General features: G+C 69.8%; 5 protein-coding genes. 3 read left to right on the top strand and 2 right to left on the bottom strand.

Translation table 11 applies throughout. The annotated features are described in order from the left end of the window. From AC1DU6_RS06665 to AC1DU6_RS06655, 3 genes are all read left to right on the top strand, one after another. A partial coding sequence (locus AC1DU6_RS06665) for a hypothetical protein (RefSeq protein ID WP_477856384.1) occupies positions 1–1,219 on the top strand: 1,219 nt, incomplete at its 5' end. Between the two features lie 25 nt (positions 1,220–1,244). Beyond that, positions 1,245–1,874, top strand: coding sequence for a putative 2OG-Fe(II) oxygenase (locus tag AC1DU6_RS06660; protein WP_457322327.1), 630 nt, complete (start codon positions 1,245–1,247; stop codon positions 1,872–1,874). A 93-nt stretch (positions 1,875–1,967) separates the two neighbouring features. Then, positions 1,968–3,152: a hypothetical protein gene (locus AC1DU6_RS06655; RefSeq protein WP_457322326.1), complete on the top strand. Its 1,185-nt coding sequence runs from the start codon at positions 1,968–1,970 to the stop codon at positions 3,150–3,152. A gap of 14 nt (positions 3,153–3,166) precedes the next feature. Here AC1DU6_RS06655 and AC1DU6_RS06650 read toward each other — a convergent pair whose 3' ends face one another. Together AC1DU6_RS06650 and AC1DU6_RS06645 are read right to left on the bottom strand one after the other, a co-directional pair. After that, positions 3,167–4,537 (bottom strand): caspase family protein, encoded by a 1,371-nt coding sequence (locus AC1DU6_RS06650; protein ID WP_457322324.1) that lies wholly within the window; start codon positions 4,535–4,537, stop codon positions 3,167–3,169. Between the two features lie 20 nt (positions 4,538–4,557). Further along, the gene (locus AC1DU6_RS06645) at positions 4,558–15,699 is read right to left on the bottom strand and encodes a beta strand repeat-containing protein (protein WP_477856385.1); all 11,142 of its coding nucleotides are present in this window, start codon (positions 15,697–15,699) and stop codon (positions 4,558–4,560) included. Positions 15,700–15,716 lie beyond the last annotated feature (17 nt).

The following is a 15,716-nucleotide window of genomic DNA, read 5'->3' as shown; positions in this document are numbered from 1 at the left end:
AGGCAAGGACGCTCCCGTGCCGGAAGTGCTGCCGCCGGCACTCAAGAATGTCCAGGAAGCCATGGAAAAGGGCGAACTGGCAGGCAAGCTGGCCGAACCCAAGTTCCGCGGCGAGGTGATGGACTACCTCGAGACCGTCAAGGGCAAGCCGACCGAGGGCGTGAAGAAGGAGCTGCTGAACGCGCTGCGGTCAGCGCCGAAGACGGACACGGCGCTGCGCCAGAAGGTGTTCGAGAAGGCCTTCGCCTGCTCGCTGGACAGCGTCAAGACCGACGACAACGGGGAAGCGCCGGCGCCCGTGCCACCGCACGTCCTCGACAAGGCCGTGGACATCCTGGCGACCTTCCCTGCCGAGCATCTGCCCGAGAAGTGGAAGCTCAACGCGGTACCGGGCAAGGGAACGTCCGGCACCTACATCCCGGAGACGCAGCTTGCCCAGTTCGACTTCGGCGAGGACGATGCCAATTTCGATCAGGACTACCTCAACGCGGTGCCTGGCGACCCGCTGGAAGGGACCAAGTGCTTCGATGTGATGGTGCGCCATGAACTCGGCCACGCCGTCCACGCGACCAAGAACGGCAAGGCGTTGACCGACTCCATGGACGGCGGCCAGTGGCGTGGCCACAAGACGCTGGCCGCCGTCGTTACGGAGCTGGACGACCTCGTCACGTCCCTGGCTGCGGAACTCAAGTCCAGGCTCGACATGGCCGACGACGCCAAGCCCGAGCTGCTGCGCTGGCTGAACACCGTGCAGGCGACCAAGCTGCAAGGCAATGACGTCGGCCTGAAGCAGGACTTCGCGACCGCCACCTTCGAATTCTTCGGCCCCAAGTCCGAGGCCATGAAGAAGGTTGCGGCCCGCGGGCAGAAGATGACGGTGTTGAAGGACGCGCTCGACCTGGGCCAGGCCTTCTTCAAGGTCGTCCGCCAGGGCATCCAGCCCAACGCCTTCTTCAGCCTCGGCCCCGATCCCGTGGCGCACAACGGCCGCGTCTATCTGGATTCCGGCCTGGGCGACGACGGCTGGGTGAGCTTCGCCGCCCCCACGCGCAAGAAGATGGTCTCGATGTACCAGTACCGCGCCCCCGGTGAATGGTTCGCGGAGTTCTATGCCACCGTGAACAACGGCAATGCCGACGTTCGCAAGAAGGGCAAGTCAGCCTACCCCGCCGCCTACGCCTGGATGCAGGAAAAGGGCATGCTGGTCTACAAGGATTGAAGCCGCGCCCGGCGGGACATCGACGATGACGCCTGCACCGGATGAAGGGCCAGCAGCCCAGCTGCTGCAGCTGTTCGCCGTGCCGCTGGCGCTGGCGGAAGGCGTGCTGGACGAGGCCGCCAACGCCGAGCTGGCGGAATGGATCCTGCTGGAGCGCGAGCTTGGCGAAGGCGTGCAACGCAGCGTCGTCGGCGGCTGGCATTCCAGGGCGGATCTGCCGGCGCGGCGCGTGCAGCCCCTGGACGCCTTCTTCGGCACGCTCATCGAACAGGTGCGCGGCGTCCATGCCCGCGTCGGCAGCGGCGTGGACTACGAAGCCCGCTTCATGCTGCAGGCTTGGGCGACGGTGCTCGAACGCGGGCACTATGTGCAGGTCCACGATCACGTGGATGCGCACTGGTCGGCCGTGTACTACGTCGACGCGGGCGACTGCGACGACGCCGCGTCGGGCCGCATCAGCTGGATCAATCCGATCGGCTCGCACCGCTCCATGCCGGGCGCGGAGCTGATCCCGACGACCTTCAGCGTCACACCTCGCACCGGCTTGCTGGCCATCTTCCCCGGCTGGCTGAGGCACTCGGTGGAGCCCTACCAGGGCGACCGGCCGCGCATCGTCATCGCGGCCAACATCGAAGTGCAGCGCCGCGCGCGGTAAGCAGCCGGGGAACTTCCGGACCGGCGCAGTCACACATGGCGGCGCCTTGCATGCGCATCGCCGCTGCCATTTCATTCCGACTGAGACACCACCATGGTCAAGAAGACGATCACCATCACCGAGGACATCCCGGGTACGGACGATCTCAAGCCACCCAAGCTGGAGGCCACCTACGAATTCGAGAGTGGCAGCGACGAGGCCCATGAGCGGGTCAAGTTCGACTACATCGCCAAGAACTTCGAAGCCGAGATGCGCAAGAAGTTCAAGAAGCAGATCGAGGGCTTTGCGCTGCCGTTGAGTTCCATGCAAAAGGAAATCGACGCGATGAAGAAGGCCTACAACGACATGACCACGGAGACCGACCCGCTCAAGCTCGTGGAGCAGATCAAGGCGGCGTCGGGCAGCAAGAAGTCGCTCGACACCAAGATCAAGGAATACAACGACTACCTCAAGGACGCGGTCAAGAACACCATCGAGCAACAGATCCTGGTCTGGGCCGAGAAGATCGAGAAAGATGCCGAGGTCGAGGCCAAGAAGAAGATCAAGAGCGACATCCGCTGGAAGAAGTTCCGCCACGTGGCCGGCGCCGTCATCAAGGGCGTGCTGATCCTCGGCGCCGCCGCCGCCGCCATTGCACTGACCATCGTCACCTTTGGCGCCGCGGCGCCTGCCATTGCCGCGCTGGGTGTCGCCTTCGCCAGCCTCGGCGGGCTGACCGCCCTGGTCAAGGTTGGCCGGGACATCAAGGGCAAGTACGACCTGGAAAAGCGCGCCCTGGCCAATCTGGAGGCCGATCTGAAGGTCATCCAGACCCACCTGGGCAGCATCGCCAACAAGACGGCCGGCCTGCCCAAGCATCTGGACGATGCTTCCCGCATGTGCACCGAGCGCCGCGGCATGATCCAGGCCACCCGCGCCGTGCTGGACAAGCTCGCCGTGAAGGCCCGGGAAGCCCAGGACAAGATGGAGGTGGTCAAGGCGGCCGGCGACTTCAAGGGCATCACCAAGCAGGCTGCCGTGCTGAAGAAGCTGCACGACGAGCAAACCAAGGCGCAGACCGCCATCGAACAGGCCCAGCAGCGCGACAAGGAGTTCGAGGCCTTCATCGACAAGGCCCGCGGCGTCGTCGGCGACCTTGAGAAGATCCCGGTCCTGGCCCCGCGCACCCTCCTTGAGACCGTGAAGCAGTACGCCAACATGGACACGCTGATCAATGGCGCCGACCTGATCAGCTCGGTCGGCGGCTCTGCTGCCGGCCTGAAGGGCGCCGTGAAGTAGCCGCCGCCCCGGCCCTACTTGCGCACGTTGTCCAGGTCGGGCGGCGGCGTGTAGCCCAGGTCGCGGGCACGCGCCTCGAACTGCGACGCCAGCAGCGGCTGGCCGGTGTTGCGGAAATGCAGGGCCAGCTCGTAGCTGGCAATGCCGTTGCCCAGGGCCACGGCGAACTGCATCCAGCCCTCGTAGCGCGATTGCGCGGCCGAGGAGCCATAGCCGCCAGTGTTCTGACCACGAACGCGCCAGGCCATGCGCGCGGCGGCGTCCTTGTCGCCGCGGCCGCAGCGCAGCAGATCCTGGCGCTGCTCGGCGGGCATGTCCGGGTTGAAGGAAAAGGCCGAGCGGTACAAGCGCACGTCGCTGCGCTGCAGTGCCTTGAGCGCACTGCGCGCGCCGTCGCGTGCCACCTGCACGCCAGGTGCGAAGGGGCTCTCGGGCCGGGCCTTCAGAAAGTCCTCGGCCACCTGCACCACTTCGGCGGGCCAGGCCAGTTGCTCGAGCTTCTTCAGCACCGCGTCCTCGTCGATGTCGGGCGCCGCGGGCGCCACGGCACCTGCGCGCTTGGGCTCCACGTTCAGGCGCACGCGGGTGTGGTCGGCGATGAAGGGGTCCTGGGCCAATTGACGGATGGCGGCCACCGGGTGGTTGAGCATGGTCTCGCGCACGTCGCTGCGCACCAGTTGCATCAGCTCGGGGAAGGTCGTCTGGTCGGACACGCTGCCCATCAGCTTGACCAGCGACCCGGTGTAGAAGGTGTTCTGCGTCTCGACGGCCGGCGCGATGGCCGGCTTGCCGGCCCCGGTGGAGAAGGTGATCAGGCAGCCCGGTGGCGCCTCGACCTGGTTCAGGCCAACCAGCTCACCGGCGCGCAGGCCGGTGCGGCAGGCATCGACGACCGCGATGATCATGCCCTCGCGGCGCGCGGGCAGGCGGCGCACGACGTCACTGAGCAGCTGCATGCTGCTGTTTTGCAGCAGCTCGCCCTTGGCCGAGGGGTTGAGCCCGGCGGGCAGCAGCAGGTTGGACGCGTCCACCTGCACGCCGTGGCCGCTGAAGTAGAAGAACACGGTCGCATCCGCCGGGCTGGCGGCGGCTTCGGCGATGAAGACTTCCAGCGCACGGCGCGCTGCCGGCAGGTCCAGGTCCAGCGCCGACGTGACCTTGAAACCGCGCCGCTCCAGCACGGCCTCCAGGTCGCGCAGGTTCTTCGGAATCGGCGGCAGGTCAAAGGGCTGCGGATAGTTGCGGTTGCCCAGCAGCAGCGCCAGGCGGATCTCGGTGCTCGGCAGCTGAGAGTCCGCGGCGGCCCGCGCGACGGGCCGCACGGCCAGTCCTGCGCCGAGCAACGAGCCCCACAGGAAGCGGCGGCGCGCGAGGCGGGGGGACATAGGGGGTTCGGACTGCACGGTCATGGGCTCGCAGGCTTGCAGCTCAGCGCAGGCTGGGCGGCGGGGTCGCACAGTTCGGGCGGCTTGGCGCCCTCGCTGCCTTGGGTGGACGGCCGGCCGGGGCCGACCTCGGCGATGACGCCGGAACGCAAGCGCACCGTCACGTTCTCGGTGCGCACCGTCTCCTGGAAGCGGGCACGGCGGGCGTCCTCGGCGTCGCCATTGATGGAAGACAGGGCTCCAGAGGCCGCCGGCGTCAGCGGCAGGACTCCGTTATAGACCACCGGGATCTCCGTTGCCTGACTGGCCCCATCATGGAAGAAGCGATAGGCCGTGCCGCCGGTGGTGGGCTGGCTGCCAACCTCGGGGCCGATCAGCACGACCGCTGTCGAGCCTTGCGCACCGGCCTTGGGCAGCACGGTCAGATAGCCGGCGTTCGGTCCCACCGTGCGGCTCCCCGTTGCAGTGGAACCCACCTCGATGCGGATGGGCTGGCCGTTGACGGCGCCAAAGCTGCCGGGCGTGCCGAAGGCGCCGGGCGCCAGCTCCAGCACCATGCCCGGTGCCGACAAGGCCCTGCCGAGCACGATCTCGTCGAACGGCATGCGGGCCACCAGCTTGGCGTCGCCGGCCGTGGCGAGCTGGTCGGCGCGGATGTAGATCAGGTCGGCCTCGATGCCGCTGCCCCCCACCCCCACCTGCTGGCCGGACACGCGCACCTCGGACTGCACGGCCTGGCCGCCCTTGGCATTCGGCGCCCAGGCGGAGTTGTAGTTCGCGCCGCTGAGCGCCGAGAGCTGGCCCTTGAAGCTGTTGGCATCCTGGGCCAGCAGCACCGAGCCGCCACCGGCGGCCTGCACCGACAGGGAGGCACCCTCGGCGACCGTGATGGCGCTCGCGCTGCCCTGCTGCACGGTCGCCTCGGCCACCGCCAGCGGCTGGCCGGCGACCGGCACCTGGGCCGTGCCCTGCAGCGTGGCCTTGGCGTCGTCAGGCGCGGCCTGGGCCAGCAGCGCGAGGCTGCCGCCCGTGAGTTGCAACTTGCCGTTGATGGCCAGGCGCCCCGCCTCGATGCGGCCGCCGCTCGACAGGGTCACGTCGCCCAGTTGCAGGCTGTCCTTGGCGGCCACCAGGGCCTGGCCGCCGCTCAGGCCCAGCGGCGCGCTGCCGAACTGGTTGCTGCTGCGGCTGGCGTCGATCAGCGTGCCGGTGAGCGTCAGCCCGGCCGCATTGGCCAGGGTCAGGCTGCCGGTGTAGACCTGCTCGGCCCGCGTCGTCAGGTTGCCGGCCAGGCGCACGCTGCCGGCGGCCTGCAGCGAGGCGATGGTCTCGGCGCCCCCAAGTTGCAGTTGGGCGCCGGCGGCCACCTGCACCGCGCTGGCGTCGGACAGGCGCTCGGCCGCCGTCGTGATGAGGCTGCCGCCCAGTACCTGGGTGGCGCCGCTGTAGCTGTTGCCGGCGCTGTTGAGGGTCACCTGGCCCTGGGTGACGACGAGACTGCCGCGGCCGATGATGGCCTGGTCCAGCGCCAGCGCGTCGCCGCGCGACAGCCGCAATTCGCCCTGGTTCTGGATCTCGCCCGAACCCAGGGCGCCATTGCCGCTCAGCTGGAGGGTGCCGGCCTCGATGACGGTGGCGCCGCTGTTGCGGTGCGCGGCCGTCAGCGTCAGCATGCCGGCGCCCTGCTTGACCAGGCCACCGCTGCCGCTGACGACACCTTCGAAGCGGCCGTCGGCGCCATCGGCGCCGGCCGCCAGGGAAGCGCCGTTCAGCACCAGGTTGCCGCCACCGTTCAGCGAGGCCACCGTCTGGCGCGCATTGGCCTGCACCTGCCCCAGCGTCTCGATGACGAGAGCGCTGGCCGCCGCCAGGGTTTGTTCCGCATCCAGCACCAGGCTGCCGCCGTCGACCCGCGTGGCACCGGTGTAGAGGTTGGCGCCGCCCAGCGTCAGCGTGCCGCTGCCCGCCTTGCTCAGGCCGCCGGCGCCGCCGATGACGCCGTCGAAGCGGCTGCTGCGGCCGCTGGCGCCCAGGACCAGCGTGTTGGCATTGAGCTGCACCTGGCCGGCACCGCTCAGCGCACCAAGGTCGACGTCGGTCAGCAACTCCAGCGCCGCACCGTCGGCCACGTTGACGCCAGCCGAGGTCGGCACGACCGGCGCTATTGCTGCGCCGGCGGCCAAGGGTTTGACGACGCCGGCGCTTTCGAGCTGCAGCGTGCCGGCATTGGCCTGCAGATCGCCCGCCAGCGTGTTGTGACCGGCCAGCGTGAAGACGCCGTTGCCAAGCTTGGCCAGGCCGCCGCTGCCGATGATGGCGCCATCCCAGCGCGTACTGCCGCCATTGCTGCCGACGCCGAGCAGCGCCGCCTGCACGTCCACCGTGCCGGCGCCGGCGAGCGAGCCGAGGTTGAGGCTTTGCTGCACCGTCAGCGTGGCGTTCGCGTCCACGCTCACGGCCGTGACGTCGTTCAGCGCGGTGCTGCTCGCCAGCACCAGTTCACCCGCCGCCACGCGCGTCGCGCCGGTGTGGGCGCCGCCGCCGCTCAGCACGAAGCGGCCGCTGCCCAGCTTGGTCAGGCCGCCGCTGCCGGTGAGGCTGCCCGAAAAGCTCGTGTTCGTGCCATCCAGGCCCGTGCCCAGTGTGAAGCTGCCGAGCTCGACGCGGCCCGCACCGGCGAGCGAGCCGATGGCTTGATCCTTGCCCAGGGCCAACAGCGCACCGCCTGCGACTTGCACCGCACTTGTCGAGGGCAGCTCACCGGTGACGCGCAGGGTGCCGGAGGCGATGTCGGTCATGCCCCCGTAGTGATTGCTGCCGGCCAGCGTCAGTGTGCCGCTGCTGGCCAGGCGCAGGCCGAAGCCGGCACCGCCGTCGACTATTGAGCCGCCGATCGTCAGCCCGCCGGTGCCAGGCAGGAACTCCGTCACGGCCGCCTTCAGCGTCACGGCACCGGCCAGCGTGCCAGCACCCGAGGTGTTGATCACGCGCCCGCCATTGGCCACCAGCTCCGCGCTCATGACGGCACCGTCGCGCAGATCGAGCTGGCCTGTGCCTTCGAGTTGCACCGCACCGCTGCCGGCCTGGGCCGAGGGCCCCGACAGCACCACGGTGCCCGAGTTGATGCGCGTGCCGCCGCTGTAGCTCTGCGCCGTCGTCGTCGTCAGGCTGCCGCTGCCGCTCATGACGAGCTCGCCGCTACCCGACAGCGGGCCCACCAGACTGATGGCACCGGGCCCGCCGAGTTCGAGCCGGGTCGAGACATTGCTCGCGTTGACGCTGTAGTCGGCCGCGCTGACAAGGCTGGCGATGCCGGCGCTGTCGATCGCGAAGCGCGCCAGGATGTTGTCGAGCCGGGTCAGCGTGACATTGCCGCTGCCGGCCTTGATGGTCGTGAGGCCCGAGACCGTCAGCGCGCCGCTTTGCGTGACGGCAGCGCCGGTCGCCGCGGTGTCCACGCCCAAGCTGCCGTAGCTGCCGCCACCGAGGTCCAGCGCGCCGGCCGACGTGACTTCGAGCTGGGCGGCGTCGCCCGTGACCTTGAGACCGTCATGGCGCGCCGCATCACCATCGCGCAGTTGCACCTGTCCGAGGCTGGCGCCGGCCTGGGCCTTGAGCTCCACACGGTTGAGGTCGTTGCCCGCGCCATGGGTGGCCAGGTCGACGGGCACGGCCGCGCCGTTGGCGATCAGCGTCGTCAGGCCGCTCACCTGCAGCGGCCCGGTCAGCAGAATGCCCTTGGCCGCCGCGGCGCTGAGGCTGTCGCTGTGGCCGCCGCCCAGCGTCAGCAGGCCGCCGCTGCTGAGCGTAAGCGTCTTCACATCGCCGCTGAACGTCAGGTCCAGCGCGCTGCTGATGTCGGCGCTGGCGAAGCTGCCGCCGTTCACTCCGCGCATGCTGACCGTACCGAGCAACTGGTTGCCGGGCTGGTTCAGCACGAGATTCACGAGGCTGCCGTCGGCGATGAAATCGCTCGAGCCTGCGACAAACAGCGCACCGGTCTGGGTGAGGGTCGTTCCCCGGATCAGTGCCGTCAGATCGCCACTGACGCGGCCGCCGCCCAGCGAGATGTCGCCGCCGGCGCTCAGCTTGAGATCGCGCGTTGTGAAGCTGCCCAGGCGCAACGCGCCGCTGGCCACGAGGCTCACATCGCCGCCCAGCAGATGGATCGGGCCACCGAGGGCATTGGCGGCCTCGTTGAGCTGGATGGCGGCGCTGCCCGCGTCCAGTGTCGACGCGCCGGCGATGCTGAGGCCGCCAGCGACCTGGCCGATCGCACCCCCGCCGCTGCTCGCTTTCAGTTCGCCGCCGACCGTGCCGCTGCCAAGCCGCAAGGCACCATTCGAGGCGACCGTCAGGTCGCCCACGTCCAGCAGGCCGAGGCTGAGCGGGCCACTGTTGACGAGCAGGGTGTTGCCGCCGGTAAGGTTGATGACTGTGCCGGCAAAGGCGTTGCCGGCCTGGCCGAGGCTGATGGCCGCGGCGCCAGCGTCCAGCGTGACTGCGCCGCTGACCGCGAGCGAACCGGTCTGGGTCAGTAGCCCGCGGCTGACCGCCTTCAGCTCGCCGTCAATCTGGCCGCCGCCGAGGTTCAGCGCGCCGGCCACCTCCAGCGTCAGGGGACCGGTCGCGACGCTGCCCAGACTTAGGTCGCCGGCATTGCTCAGGGCCGTCGTGCCACCACTAAGGTTCACGAGGCCGCCCAGTTGGTTGGCCGCTTCTGTCAGCGTAATGTCGCCCGCTGCCTGCAGCGTGCTGCCGCCCGCCACGGCGAGGCCGCCCGCCATCTGAGTGATCGTGGCGCCTCGTACGCTCAGCGCGCCGCTCAGGTTGCCGGTGCCCAGGATGATGCCGCCGTTGCTGCTCGCGTCCAGGCTGCGCAGAGCCAATGTGCCGAGGCTGAGGCCGGGCAGGCTGAACAGCGTCGCGTCGCGGGCGGCGAGGTTGATGACGCCGAGGAACTGATTGCCGGCGTGGGGCAGCGCGATGTCCGCGCCACCGGCGTTGAGCGTGGCCATGCCACCGAACTGCAGTGCGCCAGATTGCGTGATGGCGTTGCCGCCGCTGCTTGCGAGCAGGGCACCACCGATCACGCCCTGGCCCAGGTTGAGGGCACCGGCCGAATTCACGCTCAGGCTGTCTGTGGCGATATCGCCCAGGGTCAGCGCGCCAGCGGCGGTGATTTGCACTGTGCCGCCGCCGAGCTGCACCAGGCCGCCCCAGTCGTTGTCGGGGCGGATCAACGTGATCGCGCCGCCGCCAGCCTTCAGCGTCGCCGGGCCGCTGACCGCCAGAGCGCCGCTCTGCGTGAGGGCTGCGCCGGTGGCGCTCGTGTCAGCCATCAGACTGCCGTAGCGGCCGCCGCCCAAGTCCAGCGCACCGGCTGAGGTGATCTCCAGGCTGGCCGCGTCGCCCAGCAACTGCAGGCCGTCGTGCCGGCTGCCGTCGCCATCGCGCAGCTGCACGCGGCCGAGACTACCGCCGGCCTGGGTCTGCAACTGCACGCGGTTCAGGTCGTTGCCAGCATGGACCATGTCGACTGGCATGACCGTGCCGCCCTGGGCGATCAGGGTCGTCAGGCCGCTGACCTGCAGCGCGCCGGTTTGCACGATGCCGCTGTGGGCCGCGGCCGTCAGCGTCGTGCTCCGGCCACCGCCAAGGGTCAGCAGGCCGCCGCTGCTGAGCTTCAGCGTCTGAACATCGCCGCTGAAGCTCAGGTCCAGCGCGCTGCTGATGTCGGCGCTGGCGAAGCTGCCGCCATTTACTCCGCGCATGGCGATGCCGCCCAGCAACTGGTTGCCCGGCTGGTCCAGCACCAGAGTGGCCAGGCCGCCATCGGCGACGAAGTTGGCCACGCCGTTGACCGTCAGCGCCGCGGACTGGCTGATCCTGCTGCCACGCGTGGTGGCCGTGAGCTCGCCATTCACGGTGCCGCCACCGAGGTCGAGGTCGCCACCGGCGCTGGCCTTGAGGTCATGCACCGCGAAGCTGCCCAGGTGCAGGGCGCCGCTGTTGGCCAGGGTCACATCGCCCCCCACCAGGCTGACCGCGCCGGCAAAGGCATTGCCCGCCTCGGCAAGATCGATGTTGCCGCTGCCGGTACTCAGCGTGGACGCCCCGCTGACCGCCAGGCCGCCGGAGACTTGGGTGATGGCCGCACCGCCGGCATTGAGGTTGCCCCCCACCGTGCCTGTCCCCAGGCGCAGCGCGCCGGAGGCCGACGCCGTCAGCCCGCCGACATTGAGGCTGCCCAGGCTCAGCGCGCCGGCACCCGTGATGACGGTGGTGCCGCCACGCAGGTCGACGCTGCCGGCGAAGGCATTGCCGGCCTGGCCGAGCGAGATGCCGGCGCTGCCCGCATTCAGGCTGGTGCCGCCGCTCACTGACAGGGCACCCGACTGGCTGATGGCGCCGCTGCTGACTGCCGTGAGGGTCCCGCCGACGGAGCCGCTGCCCAGGTCCAGCGTGCCGGCCGCATTCAGCGTCAGGCCGGCAGTGGCCAGCGTGCCCAGGCGCAGGCCGCCGGCGTTCGTGACCGCGCTGGCACTGCCACTCAGGCTGACGACGCCGTTGAGGTGATTGGCCGCATCGGTCAGCGTGATGCCTGTCGTCGCCTGCAGCGTCGCGTTGCCGGCGACGGTAAGGCCGCCGGCGATCTGCGTGATGGCGCCGCCGAGGGCGCGCGCGGTCAACGCGCCGCTGAGCGTGCCGCTACCCAGCGTGATGCTGCCGTTGCTGGTAGCGTCCAGGCTGTTGAAGCTCAGCGTGCCGAAGCTCAGGCTGGGCTGGTTGAAGAGGGTCACCGCATTGCCGGTCAGGCTCAGCGCGCCGAGGAACTGGTTGCCGGCGTTGGCCAGCGTGATGTTGCCGCTGCCGGAGGTGAAGGCGGCGGAGCCGGTCACGTGCAGCGCGCCGGACTGGCTGATGGCGCCATTGCCGCTGTTGGCCACGAGGTTGCCCGTGACATGGCCCTGGCCCAGGTTCAGCGGGCCGGCAGCGCCCACCGTGAGGTCGCCGGTGGTCAACGGCCCCAAGGTCAGCCCGGCCGCGGTTTTCACCTGCGTGACGCCGCCCTTGAGCGTGACCAGGCCGCCGAGCTGGTTGCTGGTGTTGTTGAGGGTGATGGCGGCGCTGCCCGCATCCACGTTCAAGGCGCCGGTCAGGCTGAGGGGTGCGCTCTGGGTCACGACGCCACCGGCCTTCAGCACGAGGGAGCGGATGCTGACCGCGCCGAGATCGACGGCACTGGTGTCGGTGAGGCGCACGTCGCGGCCGGTTAGCGCCACCGCGCCCGTCCAGCTGTTGGCCGCGTCGTCCAGCGTGATGTCGGCCGTGCCCGCATTGATGCTGGAAGTGCCACTGACGCTCAAGCCGCCAGCGGCCTGCGTGACGACGCCGTTGCCGCTGGTGGCACTCAGGTTGCCGGCAACAGTGCCGTGGCCCAGGTTCAGGGCGCCGGTGCTGTTGGCTGTGAGCGCGCCGGTGTCCAGCGTGCCCAGCGTCAGCGCGTTGGTGGTGCGCAGCTGCGTGGCGCCACCCTTCAGCGTGACCATGCCACCCAGCTGGTTGCCGGTGTTCGCCAGGGTGATGGCCGAAGCGCCCGCGTCCACGCCCAGGGCGCCGGTCAGGGCTATGGTCGTGCCCGCGCCCTGGCTGACGGCGCCGCCCGTCGTCAGCGTCAGCGAGGTGGCATTGACATGGCCCAGCGTGACAGCACTGCTGCCGGTGAGCACGGCATTCCTGCCGGTCAGCGCGACCGCGCCGGTCCAGCTGTTGGCCAGATCGCCCAGCGTGATGTCGGCGCCGCCGGCGTTGAGGGTTGCGGTGCCGGTGACGCTCAAGCCGCTAGCAGCCTGCGTGACGGCACCGCTGCTGGTGGCGCTGAGGGCGCCGCCGATGCTGCCCGTGCCAAAGCCCAGTGCGCCGCCAGCCAGGATCTGCAGCGAGCCGGTCGCCAGGCTGCCCAGCCCCAGCGCGCCCTGGCTCCTGATCTGGGTGGTGCCGCCGGTCAGCGAGACCAGGCCAGTGAACTGGTTGGTCGCCGCGTCCAGCGTGATGGCCTGGCTGCCGGCATCGAAGCTGCTCGTGCCCGCGGCGCTGATGCGGCCGCCGGTCTGGTTGATGACACCGCTGGTGCTGGTCACGGCGAGGGCACCGGTGGCCGTGATGTCATGCGCCAGCGTGGCCGACTGGCCCTTGAGCGTAACGGCACCGCCCTTGAGCGTGCCGAAGGTGCTGAACACGCCGCCGCTGGACAGGGTCAAGGCCTCGGTGCCGGTGTCGATATTGCTCGTGCCGGCAGGCAGGATGAGGGTGCCGCCCGCCTCCAGCTCCAGGCCCTTGTTGGGCTGCTGAGCCAGCGCGAAGAGGTTGAGGTTGTTGGCGCTGCGCAGTGACACCGCGCCGCCCGTGGCGGTGATGGCGCCCTGCAGATCGTTGCTGGCCTGGTTCAGCGTGATGTCCGCCGCGCCGGCGTTCAGCGTCGTCGCACCGGTCAGCGTCAGGCCACCGGTCTGCGTGATCGCGCCGCCGTTGCTCGTCGCGCTCAGCGTGCCGGTGACGCTGCCCTGGCCGAGACCGAGGTTGCCGGTCGATGTGACCGTCAGGTCGCCGGTGTTCACTGTGCCCAGTGTCAGCGCGGCACTGTCCGTCAGGCCGGTGACGCCGCCGCTCAGGCTGACGGCGCCGCTGAAATGGTTGCCCGGCTGGTTCAGGCTGATGACCGAGCTACCGGCCGAGACCGCCGTCGTGCCGGTGACGAGCAGGCTGCCGCCGGTCTGGTTGACGTCGCCGCTGGCTGTCGTCAGCTTCAGCGTGCCGCTGGCGGTGATGTTCTGGCCCAGGCTGAGGCCGGTCTGGGCCTGAAGCTCGACGTTGTGGCCGGCCAGCACGCCGCCCATGGTGAAACTGCCGCCGCTGATCAGCGTGAGGTCGGCCGTGCCGGTGTTGATGCTGGCCACCGGGCCAAGGATGAGGTTGGCACCGGCAGACAGCGTCAATGCCCGGTTGGCAGGCTGGGTCAGGCCGAGGATCTCAAGGTCGCCGCCCGAGTGCAGGTCCAGCGAGTTGCCGACCAGGTTCAGGCCGTGCCACTGGTTGCTGGTGTTGGGCAGGCTGATGTCGCCGCTGGTGGTGGCGTCCAGCGTCGCAATGCCGCTGACCAGCAGCGCGCCGGTCTGGCTGAGGGTGCCGCCATGGCTGCTGGCATTCAGTGTGCCGTTGATGCTGCCTTGCCCCAGGTTCAGCGCGCCGCCGGCCGTGGTGCTGACGGTCAGATCGCCGGTGTTCAGCGTGCCCAGCGTCAACGGGTTGCCGCCGCCGTTGCCCAGCGTCGTGGTGCCGCTGGTGGTGAGGCTGACCGCGCCTTGCAGGTTGTTGGCCGACGTCAGCGTGATGTTGCCGCTGCCGTTGCTCAAGGCTGTGGTGCCGCTGATCGTGAGCGCGCCGCCCTGCGTGATGGCACCGGCGCCCGTCGTCGTCGCGCTGAGGTTGCCGGTGACTGCGCCGCTGCCCAGGCTCAGGTTGGCATTGCTGGTGGAGACGGTCAGGGCGTGGGTGTTCAACGTGCCCAGCACCAGCGCGTTGCCATTGCCATTGGCGATCTGCGTCGTGCCGGTGCTGGTGATGCCGACGGCACCCTGCAGGTTGTTGGCCGAGGTCAGCGTGATGTTGCCGCTGCCATTGCTCAAGGCCGTGGTGCCGGTCACCGTCAGCACACCGCCCTGCGTGATGGCGCCGGTGCCGGTGGTGGTGGCGCTGAGGTTGCCGGTGACGGTGCCGCTGCCCAGGCCGAGATTGGCATTGCTGGTGCTGACCGTCAGGGCGCGAGTGCTGAGCGTGCCCAGGGTCAGCGCGTTGCCGCTGGCATTGCTGAGCTGCGTGGTGCCCGTCGTCGTGACGCTGACCGCACCTTGCAGGTTGTTGCCCGACGTCAGGTTGACGTTGCCGCTGCCGTTGCTGAGGCCGCTGCTGCCGGTCACTGTCTGCGCGCCGCTCTGGGTGATGGTGCCGCTGCCCGTCGTCGTGGCGCTCAGGGTGCCGGCCACCGTGCCGCTGCCCAGGTCGATGTCGGCATTGCTGGTGCTGACCGTCAGCGCGCCGGTGTTCAGCGTGCCCAGGGTCAAGGCCTTGCCGCTGCCGTTGACGATCTGACTGCTGCCCGTGCTGGTGAGGCTGACCGCGCCCTGCAGGTCGTTGGCCGCCGCCAGCGTGATGCCGCCGCTGCCGCTGCTGAGGCCGCTGGTGCCGGTCACCGTCAACACACCGCTCTGCGTGATGACGCCGGTGCCGGTCGTCGTCGCGCCGAGGTTGCCGCTGATGGTGCCGCTGCCCAGACCCAGGTTGGCGCCGCTGGTGTTGACCGTCAGGTCGCGCACGCTCAGCGTCCCCAGGGTCAGGGCCTTGCCGTTGCCATTGCTGATCTGCGTGGTGCCGGTCGTCGTGACGCTGACAGCCCCCTGCAGGTCGTTGGCCGAGGTCAGCGTGATGTCGCCGCTGCCATTGCTGAGGCTGCTGGTGCCCGTCACCGTCAGCGCGCCGCTCTGCGTGAGCGTGCCGTTGTTCGTCGTCGTCGCGCTGAGGTTGCCGCCGACGGTGCCGCTGCCCAGCACCAGGTCGGCATGGTTGGCGCTGACGGTCAGCGCGCCGGTGTTCAGCGTGCCCAGGGTCAGGGTATTGCCATTGGCATTGCTGAGCTGGGTGGCCCCGGTGCTGGTGATGCTGACCGCGCCCTGGAAGTCGTTTCCGGCCGTGGTCAGCGTGATATTGCCGCTGCCATTTCCGAGGGCCGTCGCGCCCGTCACCGTCAGCGCGCCGCCTTGCGTCAGGGCGCCCGTGCCCGTCGTCGTCGCGCTGAGGGCGCCGGTGACCGTGCCGCTGCCCAGGGCCAGGGCGGCGCCGCTGGTGCTGACGGTTAGCGTGCGCGTGCTCAGCGTGCCCAAGGTCAGCGCATTGCCGCTGCCATTGGCGATCTGCGTCGTGCCGGTGGTCGTGATGTCGACCGCACCTTGCAGATTGTTGGCCGAGGCCAGCGTGATATTGCCGCTGCCGTTGCTCAGGGTCGTGGCGCCGGTCACCGTCAGTGCGCCGGTCTGGGTGATGGCGCCGCCGCCCGTCGTCGTCGCATCGAGAGCGCCGGTGATGCTGCCGCTGCCCAGGCCCAGGCTGGCGCTCGTGGCGC

It is taken from the genome of Roseateles sp. P5_B10, assembly GCF_056400485.1.
This window is presented reverse-complemented; position numbering and strand designations above follow the sequence as displayed.